17 protein-coding genes are annotated in these 20,369 nt (G+C 71.8%); 5 read left to right on the forward strand and 12 right to left on the reverse strand.

Annotated elements, in window-relative coordinates:
- Nucleotide 1: 1 nt before the first annotated feature.
- The 8 genes from K7862_RS05210 to K7862_RS05245 form a co-directional block, all read right to left on the reverse strand.
- Entirely contained in the window at nucleotides 2-1,168 is a 1,167-nt protein-coding gene (locus K7862_RS05210; protein WP_222961348.1) for a sensor histidine kinase, read from the reverse strand.
- A gap of 86 nt (nucleotides 1,169-1,254) precedes the next feature.
- Nucleotides 1,255-1,995 carry an ABC transporter permease gene (locus K7862_RS05215; RefSeq protein WP_222961092.1) on the reverse strand — a complete coding sequence of 247 codons (741 nt, stop codon included), beginning with the start codon at nucleotides 1,993-1,995 and terminating at the stop codon, nucleotides 1,255-1,257.
- Nucleotides 1,992-2,972, reverse strand: coding sequence for an ABC transporter ATP-binding protein (locus tag K7862_RS05220; RefSeq protein WP_222961094.1), 981 nt, complete (start codon nucleotides 2,970-2,972; stop codon nucleotides 1,992-1,994). The genes K7862_RS05215 and K7862_RS05220 overlap by 4 nt, the downstream gene beginning before the upstream one ends.
- A gap of 260 nt (nucleotides 2,973-3,232) precedes the next feature.
- Nucleotides 3,233-4,348 (reverse strand): ABC transporter ATP-binding protein, encoded by a 1,116-nt coding sequence (locus tag K7862_RS05225; protein WP_222961097.1) that lies wholly within the window; start codon nucleotides 4,346-4,348, stop codon nucleotides 3,233-3,235.
- Nucleotides 4,349-4,370: 22 nt separating this feature from the next.
- Nucleotides 4,371-5,432, reverse strand: coding sequence for an ABC transporter ATP-binding protein (locus K7862_RS05230; protein ID WP_222961099.1), 1,062 nt, complete (start codon nucleotides 5,430-5,432; stop codon nucleotides 4,371-4,373).
- Nucleotides 5,433-5,512: 80 nt separating this feature from the next.
- Nucleotides 5,513-6,496 (reverse strand): ABC transporter permease, encoded by a 984-nt coding sequence (locus K7862_RS05235; protein ID WP_222961101.1) that lies wholly within the window; start codon nucleotides 6,494-6,496, stop codon nucleotides 5,513-5,515.
- Nucleotides 6,497-6,595: 99 nt separating this feature from the next.
- The gene (locus K7862_RS05240; protein ID WP_222961103.1) at nucleotides 6,596-8,383 is read right to left on the reverse strand and encodes an ABC transporter substrate-binding protein; all 1,788 of its coding nucleotides are present in this window, start codon (nucleotides 8,381-8,383) and stop codon (nucleotides 6,596-6,598) included.
- 110 nt (nucleotides 8,384-8,493) lie between these two features.
- Nucleotides 8,494-9,525, reverse strand: a complete 1,032-nt coding sequence (locus K7862_RS05245) for an ABC transporter permease (protein WP_222961106.1) — start codon at nucleotides 9,523-9,525, stop codon at nucleotides 8,494-8,496.
- A 924-nt stretch (nucleotides 9,526-10,449) separates the two neighbouring features.
- Between K7862_RS05245 and K7862_RS05250 the strand changes: the two genes are divergently transcribed.
- Nucleotides 10,450-11,346, forward strand: a complete 897-nt coding sequence (locus K7862_RS05250; RefSeq protein WP_222961108.1) for a hypothetical protein — start codon at nucleotides 10,450-10,452, stop codon at nucleotides 11,344-11,346.
- On the opposite strand, the gene K7862_RS05255 is transcribed toward K7862_RS05250, so the two are convergent.
- On the reverse strand, nucleotides 11,321-13,513 hold the full coding sequence (locus K7862_RS05255; RefSeq protein WP_222961110.1) for a S9 family peptidase: 2,193 nt from the start codon (nucleotides 13,511-13,513) through the stop codon (nucleotides 11,321-11,323). The genes K7862_RS05250 and K7862_RS05255 overlap by 26 nt on opposite strands.
- Before the next feature lie 278 nt (nucleotides 13,514-13,791).
- Between K7862_RS05255 and K7862_RS05260 the strand changes: the two genes are divergently transcribed.
- The 4 genes from K7862_RS05260 to K7862_RS05275 all read left to right on the forward strand — a co-directional run bounded on the left by K7862_RS05260 (nucleotide 13,792) and on the right by K7862_RS05275 (nucleotide 17,695).
- Complete coding sequence (locus tag K7862_RS05260) at nucleotides 13,792-13,986, forward strand: hypothetical protein (protein ID WP_222961112.1); 195 nt, start codon at nucleotides 13,792-13,794, stop codon at nucleotides 13,984-13,986.
- 32 nt (nucleotides 13,987-14,018) lie between these two features.
- On the forward strand, nucleotides 14,019-14,909 hold the full coding sequence (gene mshB, locus K7862_RS05265) for an N-acetyl-1-D-myo-inositol-2-amino-2-deoxy-alpha-D-glucopyranoside deacetylase (protein WP_222961114.1): 891 nt from the start codon (nucleotides 14,019-14,021) through the stop codon (nucleotides 14,907-14,909).
- Nucleotides 14,906-15,268: a DUF6113 family protein gene (locus K7862_RS05270; RefSeq protein ID WP_222961115.1), complete on the forward strand. Its 363-nt coding sequence runs from the start codon at nucleotides 14,906-14,908 to the stop codon at nucleotides 15,266-15,268. The genes mshB and K7862_RS05270 overlap by 4 nt, the downstream gene beginning before the upstream one ends.
- Nucleotides 15,269-15,421: 153 nt before the next feature.
- On the forward strand, nucleotides 15,422-17,695 hold the full coding sequence (locus K7862_RS05275; RefSeq protein WP_222961116.1) for a VanW family protein: 2,274 nt from the start codon (nucleotides 15,422-15,424) through the stop codon (nucleotides 17,693-17,695).
- A 25-nt stretch (nucleotides 17,696-17,720) separates the two neighbouring features.
- Here K7862_RS05275 and K7862_RS05280 read toward each other — a convergent pair whose 3' ends face one another.
- From K7862_RS05280 to K7862_RS05290, 3 genes are all read right to left on the reverse strand, one after another.
- Nucleotides 17,721-17,999 (reverse strand): hypothetical protein, encoded by a 279-nt coding sequence (locus K7862_RS05280; RefSeq protein WP_222961117.1) that lies wholly within the window; start codon nucleotides 17,997-17,999, stop codon nucleotides 17,721-17,723.
- A gap of 125 nt (nucleotides 18,000-18,124) precedes the next feature.
- On the reverse strand, nucleotides 18,125-19,348 hold the full coding sequence (locus tag K7862_RS05285) for an ABC transporter ATP-binding protein (RefSeq protein ID WP_222961118.1): 1,224 nt from the start codon (nucleotides 19,346-19,348) through the stop codon (nucleotides 18,125-18,127).
- A complete protein-coding gene (locus tag K7862_RS05290) occupies nucleotides 19,326-20,366 on the reverse strand; it encodes an ABC transporter ATP-binding protein (protein ID WP_222961119.1) in 1,041 nt (346 codons plus the stop codon). Before K7862_RS05290 ends, K7862_RS05285 begins: the two co-directional genes overlap by 23 nt.
- Between the last annotated feature and the right edge of the window lie 3 nt (nucleotides 20,367-20,369).

Below are 20,369 nucleotides of genomic sequence, written 5' to 3' on the forward strand. Positions count from 1 at the left end.
GCTACTCCCGGCCGCCGCCCGCGCGGCCGCCCTCCGCGCCCACCGGCGCCGGGTCCAGCGGGACCGACGCCCTGAGCACGAAGCCGCCGTCGCCGGAGCGGTCGGTGCGGAGAGTGCCGCCGGCCAGGATCAGGCGCTCGGTCAGGCCGGTGAGGCCGTTGCCCGGTTCGAGGTCGTCGCCCGGGCCGCGGCCGTCGTCGGAGACGGTCAGGGTGGCCAGACCGCCCGCGGTCTCCAGCGCCACCACGCAAGTGGCGGCGCCGCTGTGCCGGACGACGTTGGTGACCGCCTCGCGCAGCGCCCAGGCCAGCGCGCCCTCGGCCTCGGGGGCCAGACCGGGCGGCGGGCCGTCGGCGTGGACCCGGGCGGTGACCCCGGCCGAGGCCAGCGCGGTGCGGGCGCCGGCCAGCTCGGCCGTCAGGGTCGGCCTGCGGTAGCCGCTGACCGCCTCGCGCACGTCCACCAGCGCCTGGCGGCTGACCTTCTCGATGTCGGCGACCTGCTCGGCCGCGTCGTCCGGCCGGTCCGGCAGCATGCGGCCGGCCAGCTCACTCTTGAGGGTGATCAGCGAGAGCGAGTGCCCGAGCAGGTCGTGCAGGTCACGGGCGAGCCGCAGCCGTTCCTCGGTCGCGGCGAGCTGGGCCACCGTCTCCCGGGCCTCCCGCAGCTCCCGCATCGTGCGGACGAGCTGCTTGACCCCGACCATGGCGAACCCGCCGAGCAGCGCGGGGATGATCAGCGCCGGGTACAGGTCGCCGCCGCTGTCCACGCTCGCGCCGATCGCGGCCAGCACCGCGGTCACGGCGGGTACCGCCCACCGGGACTCCCGGAACGGCAGCGCGGCCCCGCAGGCCACCGCCACGTACACGAAGAGCACCAGCCAGGACTTGCCGAGCGTCGCCGACAGCAGGGCGGACAGCCCGGTCTGCGCGACCAGCACCGCGTACACCCACTGCTCGGGCTTCTCGCGGGCGTTGGTACGCAGGAAGACCAGCGCGAGGTAGGCGAGGACGAAGGCGGCCAGGCCCAGCGCGGCGGCCGTGGTCACCAGGACTCCGTGGCCGCCGTCGGCCAGGTCGCTGACCGGCGCGCCCAGGTACACCAGCCAGATGCCGACCCAGGCCAGCTTGACCAGCGCCTGCTTGCGGGTCTCCGGGGCGCGGCCCATGGAGGTGGAGTCGGTCTCCTCCACCTCCCGGCGCCACGCCGGCCACTGTTCCTTCTGCCGGCCCGTCTGGCTGCCCATGGGACCGATCATGCCTTCCGGGTGTCCTTGCGGTACAGCCAGGCGGCCGCCCCGGCGAACAGCAGCAGGTACACGAGGAGGACGGTGACGTCCTTGGCGTGCGGGGCGTGGCCCAGCTCGATCGACCTGCCGAGGTTGGCGTACGGCCCGGCAGGCAGGTAACCGGCCAGCGTCTGCAGCCAGTGCGGGAAGTTGTACAGCGGAACCCACAGGCCGCCGAGGATGGCGAGGCCGAAGTAGAAGATCATCGAGATCGGGCGGGCCGCGTCGGCGGTCGCGAGGTACCCGATGGCCACGCCGAGCGCGGCGAAGACCAGGCTGCCCGCCCAGGTGGCGACGCCGATGCCGACCCACTGCCAGGCGTCCAGGCGGACGTTCTTCACCGTGGCGCCCAGCACCAGCACGATCAGGATCGAGGGGAGGCTGACGGTCGCCGCCGAGGCGATCTTCGCGGCGACGTAACCCCGGCCGGGCAGCGCGGTCAGCCGGAGCTGGCGCACCCAGCCCTTCTCGCGCTCGCGGGCGATCCGCTCGGCGTTGCCCATCAGCACCGCCGTCATCGCGCCGAACGCCGCCATCGCGGTCATCAGGTAGGCCAGTGCGCTCAGGCCGGTGTCCCCCGCCGTGGCGCCCTTCTTGTAGCCCAGGCTGACGCCGAGGAAGAGCATCGCCGGGTACATCACCGAGAAGAACATGAACTTGCGGTTCCGCAGGGTACGGGTGATCTCCAGCTTGACCAGGGTCTTCATCGGTTACCCGCCTCCTCGGCGGTAGCGGCGTCGGTGATCGCGAGGAAGGCCTGCTCCAGGCCGAGGCCGGAGACCTCCAGGTTGCGCGGGTACAGGCCGAGGCCGTACACCGCGTGCATGGTCGCGTCCGCGTCGTCGGAGCGGATGCGGACCGTCGGGCCGGTGACGTCCAGGCCGACCAGGTGCGGCAGGGTGCCGAGCAGGTCGCTGTCGACGGTGCCGTCGAGGTCGAAGGTGATGCGCCGGGCGCCGGCCCTGGCCTTGATCTCGGCGGCGGTGCCGTCGGCGATCAGGCGGCCCTGGTGCAGCACCAGGACGCGGTCGGCGATGGCGTCGGCCTCTTCGAGGTAGTGGGTGGCGAAGAGCACCGCCTTGCCCTCGTCGACCTGGGCGCGCATGGTCGCCCAGAACGCCTGCCGGGCGGAGACGTCCATGCCGGTGGTCGGCTCGTCCAGCACGATGAGGTCGTTGGCGCCGGCGGTCGCCAGGGCGAACCGCACCCGCTGCTCCTGGCCGCCGGAGAGCTTGTTGACCTTGCGGTCCCGGATGTCGGTGATGCCGGCCGCGGCCATGACGTCCGCCACCGGGTAGCGCCGCGGGTGCAGGTCGCAGGCCAGGCCGACCAGCTCGCGGACGGTGACCTCCTCCATCAGACCGCCGGACTGCAGCATCGCGCCGACCCGGCCGGCCGCGATGGCCTGCGTGGGGGTCTGCCCGAAGAGGCGGACCGTGCCGTGGTCGGGGTTCTTCAGCCCGAGCAGCAGGTCCAGCGCGGTGGACTTGCCGGCGCCGTTGGGGCCGAGGAGGGCGACGGTCTCGCCCGGGTGGAGGCTCAGGCTCAGGTCCGAGACGGCCCGGACGGGCCCGAAGCTCTTGGCGACGTCGGTGAACGAGACGACGGGCTCCGCCGGGGCGGCGCCGTCCGCGGGGCTGACGGGACGCTTCCCGGTCCCGGTCTGTGCGGCAGGTGCGGTCATGGCACCCAGGGTCGCGGTCGCGGCCCCTTGCCCGGCAGTGCCGGGGGTCGTGTCTTCCGCATGACAGATGTCATGCGGCGCGGCGGACGCCCGTCACGCGGTCGGGCGTGCGGCGGGCGTGCGGGCCGGTGGCGACAGGCGCCTGCGGCCGACCCGGACGCGGGCATGGAACAGCCCGTACCCGGTCTGTTTGGGGTGTCCGGGTACGGGCTGCTTCCGAGTGGAGGACGGACTGAGCCCGGGTCAATGGGTGGAGGACGTCAGTCCTCCTCAGTCGCCGCCTCCTCGATCGCGGCCAGCGCCGGGTCGAGCACGATGTCCTCGTCCCGAGCCGTGATCGTCGGCTCCTCCGGGAAGTGGCAGGCCGTGAGGTGGCCTTCCTTGTTCCCGCCGATCTGCAGGAGCGGGGGCTCCTCCGTCGCGCACTTGTCCTGGGCCTTCCAGCACCGGGTGCGGAACCGGCAGCCGGACGGCGGGTTGATCGGCGACGGGACGTCACCGGCGAGCCGGATGCGCTCGCGGCCGTCGTCGTCCGGGTCCGCCTCGGGCGCCGCGGACAGCAGCGCGTGGGTGTACGGGTGCCGCGGCCGGTTGTAGATCGAGTCGCGGTCGCCGATCTCGACGATCTTGCCCAGGTACATCACCGCGATGCGCTGCGAGAAGTGCCGGACGATCGCCAGGTCGTGGGCGATGAACAGGAACGCGATGCCGAGTTCCTTCTGCACCTTCTGCAGCAGGTTGACGACCTGCGCCTGGATCGACACGTCCAGGGCCGAGACGGGCTCGTCCGCGACGATCAGCTTCGGGTCCAGGGCCAGGGCCCGGGCCACACCGATGCGCTGCCGCTGGCCGCCGGAGAACTCGTGCGGGAAGCGGTTGTAGTGCTCGGGGTTGAGGCCGACGATCTCCAGCAGCTCGCGCACCCGGCGCTCCCGGCCGCCGGCCGGGTTGACGTCGTTGATCTCCATCGGCGCGGAGATGATCGAGCCGACCGTCTGCCGCGGGTTCAGCGACGCGTACGGGTCCTGGAAGATCATCTGGATCTCGGACCGGATCGGCGCGAGCTGCTTGCGGTTGCGGTGCGTGATGTCCTGGCCGGCGTAGGTGATGCTGCCGCCGGTCGGCTCCAGGAGCCGGGTCACCAGCCGGCCGGTGGTCGACTTGCCGCAGCCGGACTCGCCCACCATGCCGAGCGCCTCGCCGGCGTTGATGTGGAAGTCGACGCCGTCGACCGCCCGGACGTCCCCGACCCGGCGCTTCACCACGAAGCCGCCGTGGATGGGGAAGTACTTCTGCAGGCCGTTGACCTCGAGCAGCCGCTCACCCGTCTCGGGGCGCGGAGCCGGGACCTTGTCCAGGGTCTGCTGTTCACTCATTGCTTGTGTCCTCGAGTCCTGGTCAGCGCAGCCGCGGCTGGATCTGCTCGGTGAAGATGTCGCGCTTCTGGGCCACCGTCAGGTGGCACGCGGACCCCCGCCCGGCCGGAAGCAGCGGCCGTTCCGTACTGCACCGGTCGCCGCCCACGGTGTCCACGAAGGCGCACCGGGTGTGGAACGGGCAACCCGACGGCGGGTTCAGCAGGCTCGGCGGCGAACCGGGGATCGGCGCCAGCGGCACGTCCACGTCCGCCGACAGCCGCGGGATCGAGCCCAGCAGTCCCCACGCGTAAGGGTGTTCCGGCGTCTTGAGGATGTCCCGGACGGTACCGCGCTCGACGGCGCGGCCCGCGTACATCACCAGGACGTCGTCGGCCATGTTGGCGATGACGCCGAGGTCGTGCGTGATGAAGATGATCGCGGTGCCGGTCTCCTGCTGGAGGTCCTTGAGCAGGTCCAGGATCTGGGCCTGCACGGTGACGTCCAGCGCGGTGGTCGGCTCGTCGGCGATCACCAGCTCCGGGTCGCAGACCAGCGCCATGGCGATCATCGCGCGCTGGCGCATACCGCCGGAGAACTGGTGCGGGTAGTCGTCCACCCGGGTCTTGGGCTGCGGGATGCCGACCCGTGCCAGCATCTCGATGGCGCGGTCCTTGGCCTCCTTCTTGGAGGCGCCCATGTGCTTCATGTAGGGCTCGGCGATCTGGCGCCCGACCGTGTAGTACGGCGACAGGGCGGTCAGCGAGTCCTGGAAGACCATGGACATCTTCTTGCCGCGCATCTTTTCCAGCGTCCGCGGGGAGGCGCCGGTCAGCTCCTGGCCGTCCAGCACGATCTCGCCGGCGATGGTGGTGTTGCGCGGGTTGTGCAGTCCCAGGATCGCCAGGTTGGTGACCGACTTGCCGGAGCCGGACTCGCCCACGATGCCGAGGGTCTTGCCCCGGTCGAGGTCGAACGACAGGCCGTCGACGGCCTTCACGGTGCCGTCCTCGGTGGCGAACTGCACGTACAGATCACGCACCGAAAGGAAGTGCTCGGATCCCTGAGGCGTGGGCTGGGCCTCGGGCTTCGTCAGAGTGGTCACGGGCGGGTTCTCCTACCGGGTGGTGCGCTTGTCGCGGTCGGGGGCTCCCCCGCCGGAGGCAGGGGGCGTGGCTACCGCGGTCATGCGAGCCGGATCCGCGGGTCGATGATGGCGTAGGCGGCGTCGACGACGATGTTGAAGATGACGATGGCGCTGGCGCTGAAGAGCATCACGGCCATCTCCAGCGGCAGGTCGCGCTGACCCACGGCGTTGACCGCGAGGTTGCCGAGACCGTGCAGCCCGAAGGTGTACTCGGTGATGATCGCGCCGCCGAAGACGCTGCCCAGGTCGATGCCGAAGATCGTGATGATGGACGCGGCGGCGCCGCGCAGCGCGTACCGGTAGAACACGTACTTCGAGCCCATGCCCTTGGCGCGGGCGGTGCGGATGTGGTCCTCGGAGAGCTGCTCGACCATCAGGGAGCGGGTCTGCCGACTGTAGTTGGACCAGAAGATGACCGACATCACCAGGCAGGGCAGCACGAGGCCGTTGAGCGAACCGATCGGGTCGGACGTCCACGTCGGGTCGTGACCGTGGTCGAACCAGCCCAGGTTGTCGGCGAACAGGGCGATGGCCAGCGGGCCGATGAAGTAGATCTGGACCGAGTTGCCGATCAGCGAGATCGAGCTGGCGAAGCGGTCGAAGGTCTTGCCCTGCTGCCAGGCGGACAGCATGCCGAGACCCACACCGATGATGAGGAACGCGGCGGAGCCGCCGACGGCCAGCGAGAAGGTCGTCGGGTAGCGGTCCTTCAGGAGGGGCCAGATCGCCGTGTCGTTGGCGAAGGAGAACCCGAAGCAGGGGGCCCCGCAGTTCTGCCCGTCGGGCATGGTGCGACCGACGAAGATGCCCTTGATGTAGTCCCACCACTGCTGGTAGATCGGCAGGTCCAGGCCCATGCGGTGGTGGATCGCCGCCACCAGGTCGGGGTTCGAGCAGTTCTTGCCGCACGCGAGCCGGGCGGGGTCCGCCGGCAGCACGAAGAACAGGAAGTACGTAACGATCGAGATGAGCAACAGGATGATGATCGCGCCGAGGACGCGTCGTGTGAGGAAACGGAGCATCGGGAGGCTCTTCCATGGGAGCGCGAGCTGCGGCCGCGCGGTCAGATCCGGGACCAGCCGGCCCCGGCGGGGCGCCGGGGCCGGCTGGTCGAGGAGGAACTACGGCTGCTTGACGAACACCGTGTTGGCGTTGATGACGCCGGTCACCGTGTTGTAGGTGACACCACCGAGGTTGGTGCCGTAGATGTTGAAGTACTTGTCGAACAGGAACGGCACCTGGGCGGTGTCGTTCTGCAGCGAGTACTCCGACAGCTTCTCCCAGTCAGCGGTCTGCTGCTTGAGGTCGGTCTCCGCCTTGATGCGGTCGATCTCGGAGTTGATGTGGTCGTCGTTCAGGAACGAGTAGTTGTTCGTTCCGTCCTGCAGGTTGCGGCCGTCCATGGTCGGCGGGATGACCGTCGAGGCGTTCGGCCAGTCCGCGCCCCAGCCGGTGCGGTAGATGTCGTACTGGTTGTTGACCTTGCCGACGACCGTGTAGAAGGAGGTCGGGTCGATCGGCTTGCGCACGACCTGGAAGCCCGCCTTCTCCAGCGCGTTCGCGATGGTCAGCGAGATGTTCGTCCAGCGCGGGGTGTTGGCGTACGGGAAGACCAGCTTCGGGTGCGGCTGACCGGCCTCCTGCAGCAGCTGCTTGGCCTTCTCCACGTCACCGGTCGGCTTGGCGAGCTTGCCGAACGGGTCGAACTGCTTCCAGCCGCCCACGGTCGGGCTCATCAGCGTGGTGCCGAGGTCGCCCTGCGCCGCGCCACCGAACGCCTGCTGCACCTGGGCCATCGGGAACGCGTAGGCGATGGCCTGGCGGACCTTCGGGTTGGTGATGCGCTTGGTGTTGATGTCGAGGGTCTCGACGTACGGCTGGTACTGGTTGATCGTCCGCGCCTTGTACTGGGCGCCGTTGACCAGGGTGCTCATCTGCGACACGTCGGCGGTGCCGGACAGGTCGATGGCGTTCTTGTCGGTGCCCGCGGCGGCCATGATCCGCTGGGTCAGGCCAGGCTGACCGATACCCAGGTTGAAGTTCCACGAGTCCGGGTAGGCGTTGCGGATCGGGTCCGTCTTCGGGTCCCAGTTGGGGTTCCGGACGAAGACCAGGGACTTGCCCGGCTTGTACGAGGAGATCTTGTACGGGCCGGAGGAGACCGGGTGGTTGTTGTATGCGCCCTTGTCGTCCTTGGACTTCTCGACCGGGGCGGTCACCGGCATCGCCATCGCGTACGGCGCGTCGGCGTGCGCGTCCTTGAAGTGGAAGACGATGGTCTTCGCGTCCGGCGTCGCCAGGACGCTGTCCGGGATCTCCTGGCCGGAGTACGGGCCCTTGTAGAGCTTGCGGTAGTCGGGACCGTACAGCCACTGCTGGATGTACTGCGGGCCCTGGGTCTCGAAGTCGGCGTACAGGCGCTCGATGCTGTACTTGATGTCCTTCGAGGTGATCGGCGTGCCGTCCTCGAACTTCAGGCCGTCCTTGAGGGTGTACGTCCAGGTCTTGCCGCCGTCCGACATCTTGCCGGTGTCGGTGGCCATGTCGCCGACGAGGATCGTCTTCCCGGTCTTCGGGTCGATCTTGTAGCCCGTCAGCGTACGCGCGTAGAGGACCGAGACCGACAGCTGGTCGCTGACGTACTGCTGACCCGGGTCCAGGTAGTCGAAACCGGCCTGGTCCAGGTCCTGGACCGTGCCGCCCTTGACAGCGCCGGCGACGGCCGGGGCCGGGCCGGTGGAGTCGGCCGCGGTGCCGAGGCCGTAGTTCGGAACCGTCGCCTTCGGGCCCCCCGAGCCGCCCTTGCTGCCGCCGGTGCCGCCGCCGTTGCCGCTGCTGCACGCGGCGGTCAGCGACAGCGCGCCGGCCGCCACGAGGGCTGCCGCCAAGCGAACCTTGCTGTTTCTCATGAAATCCTGCCTGTCACTGGTGAACTGCCACCGATGCCGACGTCCGTACCCGCAGGAGATCGGGCCGGTTCCGACGACCTGGACAACTTGTGAGTGGTGCTGCTAGCGGACTAGCGAAGGGTCTTCGGGTCGAGAGCGTCCCGGACCGAGTCCCCCAGCAGGTTGAAGGCGACCACGAAGATCACCATCGCGATGCCGGGGAAGAACATGAAGGTGATGTCGCTGGAGTAGTAGGTGGCGCCGGTCTGGAACATCAGGCCCCAGTCCGGAGTCGGCGCAACGATGCCGACACCGAGGTAGGACAGACCGGCCTCCGCCGTCACGAACACCGGCAGCATCAGAGTCGCCTGGACCAGGATGGTGCTCCACAGATTCGGCAGCAGCTCCTTGCGGATGATCCGCCAGGAGGACGCGCCGCTGATCCGGGCCGCCTCGACGAACTCCCGCTCCCGCAGGCTGAGGACCTGGGCGCGCACCAGGCGGCCGATGCTCATCCAGCCGAGCAGGAACTGAACACCGATCAGCACCAGAGGACGGACCCACCAGGGCTCCTGGTCGCCGATGCCGACGAACAGGGAGATGGCCACGGGGGAGAACGCGATGAAGAACAGCTGGGACGGGAAGGACAGCATGAAGTCCGAGAACCGGCCCATGAAGTAGTCGACCTTGCCGCCGATGTAGCCCTGCGTCAGGCCGAACAGCACACCGGTGCCGACGGAGATGACCGTCACGACGGCGGCGATGCCGAGCGAGGTACGGATGCCGTACATCAGCAGGGCGAACACGTCGCGACCCAGGTTCGGCTCGATGCCGAACCAGTGGGTGCCGCTGATGCCGCCGTTGGGGGCGATCGGCAGACCATAGCTGTTGAGCAGGCCGTCGTCCTGACCGTAGAAGTCATAGGCGTTCTGGCCGTAGAGCTTGACGATCAACGGCGCGGCGACGGCGATGAGAATGAAACAACCCACGATGACCGCGCACACGATGCCGGTCTTGTCCCGCTTGAAACGGAGCCAGGCGAGTTGGCGCGGCGTCCGTCCGGCGAGATCCGGGGTGCCCTTTCCACCCGGTGTGCCGGGTATGCCCTCGGGCTCGAGGGTGAGGCTGTCGGCGTCCGCCGCAGCCTGGCTTGGACTCGTCATTGGTTACATCCCCCGGGACCGAGAGCGTGCGTTGCGACGCCTTGCGTGCGTCGCGGGTTGAGCGGACTTTCGCAATGGAATCAACTTCCAGTCAAGGGGTGACGGGGGGAAGAAAGCTTGTTGTTTGGCATCTTGAGCGAAGGTTTTGCAGATCGTCCTCCGAAAGTGCTTGACATCGATCGACAAGAACGGACACACCGGATATGTCAGGGCAGAACGCGTTTACATGCTGGCAACTTGACTGTCGCGACTCCGATATACGGACCGAGCAGTCTGAACAACGTACGGCCGTGCGGGTGCCGTAAGCCGGCCGGGGGCGTTCGAGGCCCCGGCCGGCCCCCGCCGCCGACGACCCCGGAAGGGGTCCGGCGACGCCCCCCCCAACGCCCCTTTTCCGGTTGCCTGTCGGCGTTCCGCCTCCCGCGGGACGGGTATATCCGAGGCAACGACAGGCCCTCGGGGGAGGCAGGCCGATGCGACAGTCGATGCAGCCCGGCTGGGGAAGCGCCGGGTACGGGACCGGACCGGGTCCCGAAGGGGGAAGCACCGCGGGCGGGACGCTCACCCAGGGCGCCCGGATCGCCGGAGCCCTGATCTGCGCCGTCCTGCTGGGGGTGGAGATCGCCTGGATGGTCCGGGACGCCGACGCCCTCGGGTTCCACGGCGCCCTGCGCATCTGGCTCGGACTGAAGCTGCCCGGCCGCGCCGAGGACGTGCCCGCCGCCGGCGGACTGGACATCGCGCTCGCGGTGGTGCTCGCCGGCGCGCTCGTCGCGGCCCGCCGGCCCGCAGCCACCTGGGCGTTCCTCACCGCCGGACTGCTGGCGCTGGTCTACCGGGTGCCCGGGCTCTGGGTGTTCACCGCGACCTGGACGAAGGGCACGCCGCTGCGCGACCGGGCGCTGACCACGGCGGGTGCTCTTCGTGGTCGCCGGAGCCGTGCTGGTGCTGCTCGCCCTGGCGGGGCGCCGGCCGCCCGCCGGTCCGGCCGGGGAGCCGGCGCGGCCCGCAGCCGCCCCCGCGGTGCTCGGCGGACTGCTGCTCGTGGTGGTCGCGCTGGAGACCGCCGGCTGGCAGGTGTACGACATCCGGAAGTACGGCGGCCCCGACTATCCGCCCCATCTGTACAGGCACCTGCTGACCGGCGAGACCACACTCTCCTCGATGCTGTCCGCGCCCTTCGCCTATGCCGCCTGGCTCACCGCGGCGCTCACGGTGCTCGGCGCGGTCCTCGCCTTCCGCCGGGCGCCCGCCGCCCGGCCGCTGGGCATGGCCCTGGGTGTGCTGACGCTGCTCGACGGGGTCGTGGACCTGTGCTCCTGGCACGCCGAGCACGCGCTGTTCAAGGGCGGGATGCCCGACGCGGTGCTGACCGAGCAGGGCTTCGCGGTGTTCCACGTGGTGGCCGGGCTGCTGCTGGCCGTCTTCCTGGCCCAGCGCGGCGCCGCACCGGCCGCACCGCCGAGCGGGCCCGGGTGGACCCCGCAGCCGCCGCCCGCGTGGCAGGCCGGGAGCCGAACGCCGGTTTGGGGCCCGCCGTACCAGCAGCCCCAGGTGCCGCCGGGGTATCAGGTGCCCCACCAGGCGCCGGGCAGCGGGGCGTTCGGCCCGCCGTCGGAATTGCCGCCCAATCTGCCGCCCGGCACTCCCCCGCCGCCGGCCGGGCCTCCGTCCGTCCCCCCGGGCTCCGCCGGCTCCCCCGGTTCGTCCGGGCCGTCAACCCCGAAGCACGACCGTCCCTCGGGCTCCCGTCAGCGGTCGCGGCAGTGCGAAGGAAGCAGTCCGGGGCGGCGGCTCAGAGCAGCCCGAGCGCCCGCTTGAGGAAGTCCACCTGGAGCAGCAGCAGGTTCTCCGCGACCTGCTCCTGCGGGGTCATGTGCGTGACGCCGGACAGCGGCAGCACCTCGTGGGGGCGGCCCGCCGCCAGCAGGGCCGTCGACAGCCGCAGCGAGTGGGCGACGAGCACGTTGTCGTCGGCCAGGCCGTGGATGATCATCATCGGCCGGTGCGGTTCCGCCGCGTCCCGCAGGCCCTCCTCGGTGACGACGGCGTTCGCGTCGTAGACCTCGGGCTGCTCGTCGGGGTGGCCGAGGTAGCGCTCGGTGTAGTGCGTGTCGTACAGCCGCAGGTCCGTCACCGGGGCGCCGACCACGGCGGCATGGAAGACGTCCGGGCGGCGCAGCGCGGCGAGCGCCGCCAGATAACCGCCGTACGACCAGCCGCGGATGGCCACCCGCTCCAGGTCCAGCGGGAACATGCCGGACAGCGACTGCAGCGCTTCGACCTGGTCCTCGACGGAGACGTCCGCGAAGTTCCCGGCGATCGCCTTCTCCCACTCCGGGGAGCGGCCCGGGGTGCCGCGGCCGTCCGCGACGATCACCGCGAACCCCTGGTCGGCGAACCACTGCGACACCAGGTGGGGGTTGTGCGCGGCGACCACCCGCTGGCCGTGCGGCCCGCCGTAGGGGTCGAGGAGCACCGGCAGCGGACCGTCGGACTCCCGGTAGTCGGTCGGCAGCAGCACGGCCGCCGGGATGCGCCGCTCGCCGGCCTCCAGGAGTTGCGGGCGGGCGGTCAGCGACGGCGTCTCGGCGTGCGAGGCCACCTCGGCCACCACCGTGCCGCCGCGCAGCACCCGCGTCACCGTGCCGGGCCGGTCCAAGGCGGCGGAGCTGAGGACGGTCACGTCGCCGGAGCGGACCGCGCCGTGCAGTCCGGGCTCGGACGAGACGCGCACCGCGCCGGACTCGTCGACCCGGTAGACGTGCACCTGACCGGTCTCCGGGTCCTCGGCGGCGGCGCCGGCCGAGGCGGCGACCAGGATGCCCGGGCCGCCCGCGTCCAGCACCGCGCGCACGTGGAGTTCGGGTCCGGTCAGGGTCGCGTCGCCGGCCTTGAGGACGCGGGCGCCGTTCTCGTCGGTGATCCGGACCAGTTCGCCGGCCGGCGTCCGGACCGGAGTCCCGGGGAAAAGATCAAGCCAAATTCGATCTTCCTCGACGGCGAGAGTGCTGGTCGCGCCCGTCGCGGTGTCGACCTCCAGGTAGCGCTGCTCGCGCTGGTCGCGGGTCTGCACCAGGAGCAGCGGCGGGCCGCCGGCCGACCAGTGCACCGCCGCCAGGTAGGGGTGGCGGGCACGGTCCCACTCCACGTCCACCCGGCTGCCGTCGGCGAGCCGGAACAGGCTCAGCGAGACGTCGGCGTTGGCGGTGCCGGCCGCCGGGTAGGGCACGGCGACGGGCTCGCGGTCCGGGTGCGCGGGCTGGGCGATCCACCACCGCTGCACCGGGGACTCGTCCACCCGGGCCGCCAGCAGCGCCGTGCTGTCGGGCGACCACCAGTAGCCGCGGCTGCGGCCCATCTCCTCGGCCGCGATGAACTCCGCGAGGCCCCACGTCACCTCGTCGCCGTCGGGTTCGGCGATCGCCCGGTCACCCGATCCGGTGGCCTCCACGGCCCGCAGCGCGCCCTGCGCCGTGTACGCGACCCACCGCCCGTCGGGCGACGGACGCGGGTCGACGACCGGGCCCGGCACGGCCAACTCCCGCGCCCCGCCCCCGCCGGGCGTCAGGTCCGCGGTGAACAGCCGGCCGGAGAGCGCGAACGCGGCCGTCCCGGCCGCGTCGTCCACCGCGAAGGCCACGATGCCCGCCGAGCCCTCCCGGCTGCGCTCGCGGCGGGCCCGCTCGGCGGCCGGCAACTCCTCGTCGGCGCCGTTCAGCAGGGCCACGGGATCGGCCGCCACCCGCTCGGCCGGCGCCTCCCCGGCCTCCCCCTCGGCGGGCAGGTCCAGCACCCACAGCAGGTGCTCCCCGCCCCCGGCGTCCTCCGAACTCCGGCTCCCCGCGCGTGCTCTGACGAACACCACCCGCCCCCCGGCGCCCGCCGTTCCGCCCGGCTCCGCGGGCGCCACGACGAACCCCCGCGGCACCCCCAGGGTGAACCGCTGCGTCCGTGCGTGCTGGCGGGGGAATGAGAGGTACGTCATAGCCGTGACCCTAGAGGGTGCCTCCGACAATCGCCCCTCCATTTCCCGCGACGCCCCGGCCGGCTCGCCCGTGCGGCGCTGACCTGCGCGGGCGCGCCGGCCCGCGCCCCCGGCGCCCGGGCCGCCGCGCCGGCCGTTGGCCGGATCCCGTCATGCGCCCCCGCGTGCTTCCATGCCCCGACCTATGCGGTCACACGGAAAGTTATGATCCGTTGCCGTGGGTGGGTAATAAGCATGTGGCAACTGACATGACCCTGCGTACTGGGAGGTGAGCCGCTGTGGCGCTCTCGATTTCGGCGGTGCTGCTGCTGCTGATCGTCGTCGTCCTGTTGATCCGCCGGTCCGGGCTCAAGACCGGGCACGCAGTGGCCTGCACACTGCTCGGCTTCTACTTGGCGAGTTCGTCGTGGGCACCTCAGATCAACGACCTCACCACCAACGTCGCGCAGACCATCTCCAACATCAAGTTCTGAGCGCACCCCCGGGCGGGACGTAGGCTTCCCCCATGACCGACCTTCCCGCCAGGCGACTGCTGCTGGTCCACGCACACCCGGACGACGAGACGATCAACAACGGCGCCACCATGGCCAAGTACGCGGCCGACGGCGCACTCGTCACCCTGGTCACCTGCACCCTGGGCGAGGAGGGCGAGGTCATCCCGCCCGGGCTGGCACACCTGGCGGCCGACCGGGACGACACCCTCGGCCCGCATCGCATCGGTGAACTCGCCGCCGCCATGGCCGAGTTGGGCGTCACCGACCACCGTTTCCTGGGCGGCCCCGGCCGCTACCGCGACTCCGGCATGATGGGCGTCCCGCAGAACGACGTGCCGGGCTGCTTCTGGCAGGCCGACCTGGACGAGGCCGCGGGACACCTGGCCGACGTCATCCTCGAGGTCCGCCCGCAGGTGCTGGTCACCTACGACAGCAACGGCGGCTACGGCCACCCCGACCACATCCAGGCGCACCGCGTCGCCCTGCGCGGCGCGGAACTCGCCGCCCGACGCGGCCACCGCATCGCCCGCGTCTACGAGATCTGCTATCCCCGCTCGGTCGTCGAGGCGGGCTTCGAGCGGCTGGCGGCGGCCGGCAAGGACTTCCCCTTCGAGGGCGTCGCCACCGTCGACGACGTCCCCGGCGTGGTGGCCGACGACCTGGTGACCGTGGCCGTGGACGGCCGCGCGTACGCGGACCGGAAGACCGCCGCGATGCGCGCGCACGCCTCCCAGATCGCCGTGGACGGCCCGTTCTTCGCGCTCTCCAACGACCTGGGGCAGCCGTTCTTCGCCGTCGAGTACTACCGCCAGGTGCAGGGCGAGCCGCCCGCGCACTCCGGAGCGGGCCGCGCCACCGACCTGTTCGGCGACGCCGGCACGGACGAGGGGGCCGCCGCATGACCGCCCGGCCGACGCGCGTCCTCCTCTACGTGGCGCTGGGGATCCTCGGCGCCCTCGTCGCGCTCGCCGGCGGGCTGGTCCAGGACGGCTGGTTCCCCGGCGGGCTGGTGCTGGCCCTCGCGGGCTGCGTGGCGCTGTTCTACGGCGGGCTGAAGGCCACCGGCACCCGGCTGGGCGCGGTGGTGCCCGCCACGGTGTGGGTGATCTGCGTGATCCTGCTGAGCACCAGCCGTCCGGAAGGTGACTTCCTGTTCGCCGCCGGTGCCGGACCGTACATCTACCTGCTCGGGGGCGCGCTGTCGGCGCTGGTCTGCGCCACGGTGCCCCAACTGCCCCCATCTGGGCGGAACAGGGCCTGACTTGGCAGGCGGGGGGGCGCTCATGGTTGGGTGACCCCGAGCGTTCCGCCGCACCAGGGATGCCCTTCCACGACGGTCGGTATCGTGGTGCGCGCCGGCGAGCCGCCCGCGAAGAACCGTCCAGGGTGGCGAAGCACACCGGGAGAGCCTGCTTTGAGTCGTGAAACAGACAGTTCGTCCTCGGGTCCCCAGGGACGCGGCGGTGCCGCGTACCCGTCGGGCACCCCGCCGTACGGCGCCCGCCCGTTTCCGTCGCTGCACCCCCAGGAGCGCCCCCGTCCCACCGGCACTCCGGACCCGGCCGACGGCCAGGACGCGGCCGGGCCCGACGGCACCGGCGCCACGGGAGCGGACCAGCCCGCCGGGGACGGCCCCAAGACCGAGACGACACTGACCACGCGGATCCGGATCAACATCCCCGGGTCGCGGCCGATCCCGCCGGTCGTGGTCAGGACCCCGGTCGAGGAGGGCACCCAGGTCCCGGAGAGCGGCACCGCCGGTCCGGGCGGCGCGAGCGGCGGCCCCGGCGGCACGGCAGGCGCCGACGAGCAGGCCGCGGCGCCCGCCGAGGCCCCGGCGGAGCCCGAGGCCGAGCCGGAGAAGCCGGCCAGCGACTGGTTCGCGCCGCGCAAGCCGGTCAGCGCGCAGCCGCCCGCCGCCGAGCCCGGCCCGTCCTTCGGCGACGCCCCGCAGGCACCGCCCGCCGCGTCCTCCCCCGCGCCCGGCGATTCGTCCGGCGGCTTCGCGCTGCCCGACGACTTCTTCCGCCCGGCGGACCCGGCGCCGTTCCCGGAGTCCGACACCGGCTCGGGCCCCCGGCCCTTCCCGCCCGGTCCCGGCCAGGGTCCCGGCCTGTTCCCGGAGTCGGACACCGGTTCCGGCCCGCGGCCGTTCCCGCCCGGTCCGGGCCCGGTGCCGGGTGCCTTCGGCGACCCGGACACCGGCTCGATGCCCAACCCCTATCTGCCGCCTCCGGTGGGCTCCGGCTCCACCGCCGGTCCCGGGGCGCGCGCCCCCCACGACTCCCCGGCCGGAGGTATCCCCGCGCCGTTCGGCACCGAGGACTTCCCGCCCGGCGTGCCGCGGCCCGTCGACCCGCTGGCCGGGCAGGACCGCCCCGTCGACGCGTCCGGCGCGTTCGCGCCGCCCGCCGGGCCCACGACCGGTCCGGCGACCGGTTCCATGCAGGTGCCGCCGTTCGCGCCCAACGGGACGGGCGGCGCCGCGGTGCCCAACGGCCCGGCGGGCCCGGCGGGTTTCCGCCCGCCCGTACCCGGCGCCGGCGGTCCCGGACGCCCGGGGGTTCCCGGCGGCCCTGGCGTTCCGCCCGCGGACCGGGTCTCGGGCGACACGCTGGTCAGCGGCATCCCGGCGGTCCCGCCGGGTGAGGTGCGCGGCCCGCGGTCCGGCCCCGGCGAGGGTGCGGCTCCGGCTCCGGTCCCCGCGCCCGCTCCCGAGCGGGTACCCGCCTCCTCCGGCCGAAAGGGCCGCTCCAAGGTGGTCCTCGCGGGGGTCGCGGTCGGCGCCGTGGTCGTCCTGGCGTACGGCGCGGGCCTGTTGATGAACCACGCCGAGGTACCGCGGGGCACCACCGTGCTCGGGGTGAGCATCGGCAACATGACCAAGGACGACGCCGTCCAGACCCTGGACAAGGCGCTCGGCAACCGGACGACCGCGCCGCTGACCCTCACCATCGGCGGGAAGAAGCAGTCGCTCAAGCCGTCGGTGGCGGGCCTGTCCCTGGACACCGACGCGACCGTCCGCTCGGTCGCGCACACCGACTACAACCCGGTGTCGGTGATCGGCTCGCTCTTCGGCGGCAGCCGGACCGCCGACCCGGTGATCCGGGTCGACAACGACAAGCTGAAGGCCGCACTGCAGGGGATCGCCGGCCGGAACAGCAGCGGCAGCGACGGCATGGTCCGTTTCGCCGACCACAAGGCGATCGCCGTCCCCGGCAAGCCGTCCACGTCCTTCGACGTGAACGCCGCCGCGACGCAGGTCGCCGCGGCGTACCGGAACCGGGCGGCCACGGGTGCCGACCAGCCGATCCCGCTGACCGTCACCACGGTCCCGCCGAAGGTCACCCAGGCCGAACTGAACCGCGCGGTCGACGGGTTCGGGAAGACCGCGATGGCCGGCCAGGTCACCGTGCGGGCCGACGCGGCCCACAAGCTGCCGTTCAACAACTCGCTGCCGACGTTCCTGACGATGGTCCCGGACGCGCAGGGCAAGCTCGTCCCGCACATCGACCTGACGGTGCTCAAGTCGAAGTACGGCCACACCTTCGACGGGGTGCTGCTGCGGCGGAGCGACGGCAGCAAGACCGCGGTCACCCCGCAGGACGTGGCCACGGCCCTCATCCAGGCGCTGGGTTCCAGCAGCCCCGCGGGCCGCGTCGTCACCCTGCCGCACGTCGCCGGCTAGCCGGTCCGGGAGCCGGAACGGGAGGTCAGCGCCCCCCGCTCCGGCCCTCGGCCACGAGCCGCAGCCGGTCGAGGCGCGGCAGTTCGGGCGGCAGCATGTGGCGCTGCAGGGCGACGGCGAGGTCGACGCGGGCCTGTTCCACGGTGATCCGCTCCCTGGTCTGCTCGACCAGGCCGCTCAGCGCGGAGAGCAGTTCCTCGGTGCTCTCCGGCATGCCGTCGGTGCCGGCGGACGGGGCGTCCGCGCCCGTGGGCAGACCGGTCCGCCGCCCGTGCGGGCGCTCATGGTCCTGACGTCCGCGCATGACCGCCCCCAGGGGGTACGTGTCCGCTTCTGGTCTCACGATGGTCCCGCTGGGGCCTGGCCACCGGGTGAGCCGGAACCGCCGGACCCGGGACGTCAGACCCCGGGACGTCAGACCCCGGAACGTCAGACCCCGGGACCCCCGGGCGGCCCCTGCGGGTTCGCGGGCGGGCCCCCCTGGTCCCCGGGCGGGCCTTCGGGACCCCTGGGCGGCCCCTGCGGATCCGAGGGCGGGCCTCCCTGGTCCCCGGGCGGACGCCCGTCGTTCCCGGGCGGCCTCTCCTCCGGCACGACCTCCATCTCCTCCGCGAAGTGGCACGCGGAGTCGTGTTCCGCCGGGCCGCCCGTGCCGCGGAAGACCTCGGGCACGGCCAGCAGGGGCTCCTCCACCACGCAGCGCTCCTGGGCCTTCCAGCAGCGGGTGCGGAAGCGGCAGCCGGACGGCGGGTTCGCCGGCGACGGCACGTCGCCGGCGAGGATGATCCGCTCGCGCTCCTCCCGGGCCTCCGGGTTGGGCACGGGGACGGCGGACAGCAGCGCCTGGGTGTACGGGTGCGTGGGGTGCTCGTAGATCGCCGCGTCGGCCCCGACCTCGACGATCTTGCCGAGGTACATCACGCCGACCCGGTCGGAGATGTGCCGGACGATCGACAGGTCGTGGGCGATGAACATGTAGGAGAGCTGGAACTCGTCCTGCAGCTTCTCCATCAGGTTGACGACCTGCGCCTGCACCGAGACGTCGAGCGCGGACACCGGCTCGTCGGCGACGATGATCTCCGGGCGCAGGGCCAGCCCGCGGGCGATGCCGATGCGCTGCCGCTGGCCGCCGGAGAACTGGTGGGGGTAGCGGTTGATGTACTCGGGGTTGAGGCCGACCACGTCCAGCAGGTCCTGCACCCGCTTGCGGCGGTCGCCCTTGGGGGCGACCTCGGGGTGGATCTCGAACGGTTCGCCGATGATGTCGCCGACCGTCATCCGGGGGTTGAGCGAGGTGTACGGGTCCTGGAACACCATCTGGATGTTGCGGCGGACCGCCTTCAGGGCGCGGCCCTTGAGCCGGGTGATGTCCTCGCCCTTGTAGCGGATCGATCCGGCGGTGGGCTGCTCCAGGTTCATCACCAGCTTGGCGACCGTCGACTTGCCGCAGCCGGACTCGCCGACGATGCCCAGCGTCTCGCCCGGGTACAGGTCGAAGTCGACGCCGTCGACCGCCTTGACCGCGCCGATCTGCTTCTTGAACAGGATGCCCTGGGTGAGGGGGAAGTGCTTGACCAGGCCGCGGACTTCGAGGATCGGTTCGCGGGCGGTGGTCGGGGCCGGCGCCGGCTCACGTGTTGTCGGCTGACTCACCGAGGCACTCCTTCCAGAAGTGGCAGGCGCTCGCCCGGGTCGAACTCACCTGGTACAGCGGCGGGACGTCGGTGCGGCACACGGGCTGGGCCATCGGGCAGCGCGGGTTGAACGCACAACCCGGCGGGATGTGCAGCAGGTTGGGCGGCAGGCCCTTGATCGCGTACAGCTCCTGGCCCTTCTGGTCGACCCGCGGGATCGACTCGAGCAGCCCCCGGGTGTACGGGTGGGCGGGCGCGGCGTAGATGTCGTGGACGGGCGAGGTCTCGACGATCCGGCCGGCGTACATCACCGCGATCTTGTCCGCGACGTCGGCGACCACGCCGAGGTCGTGCGTGATCAGGATGAGGCCCATGTTGTACTCGCGCTGCAACTCGGCGAGCAGGTCCATCACCTGCGCCTGCACGGTGACGTCGAGGGCGGTCGTCGGCTCGTCGGCGATGATGAGTTCGGGCTCCAGCGCCATCGCCATGGCGATCATGACGCGCTGCCGCATACCGCCGGAGAACTGGTGCGGGTACTGCCGGACGCGTTCGCGGGCGGCCGGGATGCGCACCCGTTCCATCAGCTCGATCGCCTTGGCCCGGGCGTCCTTGCGGGACATGCCCCGGTGCACGGTGAACATCTCGCCGAGCTGCTCGCCCACGCTCAGCACGGGGTTGAGGGCGGACAGCGCGTCCTGGAAGATCATCGCCATCCGCGCGCCGCGTACCTTGCGCCGCTCCTCGGCGCCGAGGGTGAGCAGGTTCTGTCCCTGGAACAGCACCTGCCCGGCGGTGACGAAGCCGGGCGGGGAGTCCAGGATGCCCATGATGGCCTGCGCGGTGACCGACTTGCCCGACCCGGACTCGCCCAGCACCGCGAGCGTCTCCCCCGCGTCGACCGAGTAGTTGACGCCGTTCACCGCCTTGGCGGTGCCCTCGCGGGTGCGGAACTCCACGTGCAGGTCCCGGACGTCCAGCAGCGGGCCCTCGTCGGAACCGGCCGGCTCCGGGCTCAACTCGGCACTGGTGGCCATACG

It is taken from the genome of Actinacidiphila acidipaludis, from assembly GCF_019890725.1.
GTDB classification, from domain to species: Bacteria; Actinomycetota; Actinomycetes; order Streptomycetales; family Streptomycetaceae; genus Actinacidiphila; species Actinacidiphila acidipaludis.

Bases quoted from the DNA above. Each gene is read 5' to 3' on its own strand.
- K7862_RS05210 (WP_222961348.1), bottom strand. From the start codon at position 1,168: ATGGGCCGCGCCCCGGAGACCCGCAAGCAGGCGCTGGTCAAGCTGGCC.
- K7862_RS05215 (WP_222961092.1), bottom strand. From the start codon at position 1,995: ATGAAGACCCTGGTCAAGCTGGAGATCACCCGTACCCTGCGGAACCGC.
- K7862_RS05220 (WP_222961094.1), bottom strand. From the start codon at position 2,972: ATGACCGCACCTGCCGCACAGACCGGGACCGGGAAGCGTCCCGTCAGC.
- K7862_RS05225 (WP_222961097.1), bottom strand. From the start codon at position 4,348: ATGAGTGAACAGCAGACCCTGGACAAGGTCCCGGCTCCGCGCCCCGAG.
- K7862_RS05235 (WP_222961101.1), bottom strand. From the start codon at position 6,496: ATGCTCCGTTTCCTCACACGACGCGTCCTCGGCGCGATCATCATCCTG.
- K7862_RS05240 (WP_222961103.1), bottom strand. From the start codon at position 8,383: ATGAGAAACAGCAAGGTTCGCTTGGCGGCAGCCCTCGTGGCGGCCGGC.
- K7862_RS05245 (WP_222961106.1), bottom strand. From the start codon at position 9,525: ATGACGAGTCCAAGCCAGGCTGCGGCGGACGCCGACAGCCTCACCCTC.
- K7862_RS05255 (WP_222961110.1), bottom strand. From the start codon at position 13,513: ATGACGTACCTCTCATTCCCCCGCCAGCACGCACGGACGCAGCGGTTC.
- mshB (WP_222961114.1), top strand. From the start codon at position 14,019: ATGACCGACCTTCCCGCCAGGCGACTGCTGCTGGTCCACGCACACCCG.
- K7862_RS05270 (WP_222961115.1), top strand. From the start codon at position 14,906: ATGACCGCCCGGCCGACGCGCGTCCTCCTCTACGTGGCGCTGGGGATC.
- K7862_RS05280 (WP_222961117.1), bottom strand. From the start codon at position 17,999: ATGCGCGGACGTCAGGACCATGAGCGCCCGCACGGGCGGCGGACCGGT.
- K7862_RS05290 (WP_222961119.1), bottom strand. From the start codon at position 20,366: ATGGCCACCAGTGCCGAGTTGAGCCCGGAGCCGGCCGGTTCCGACGAG.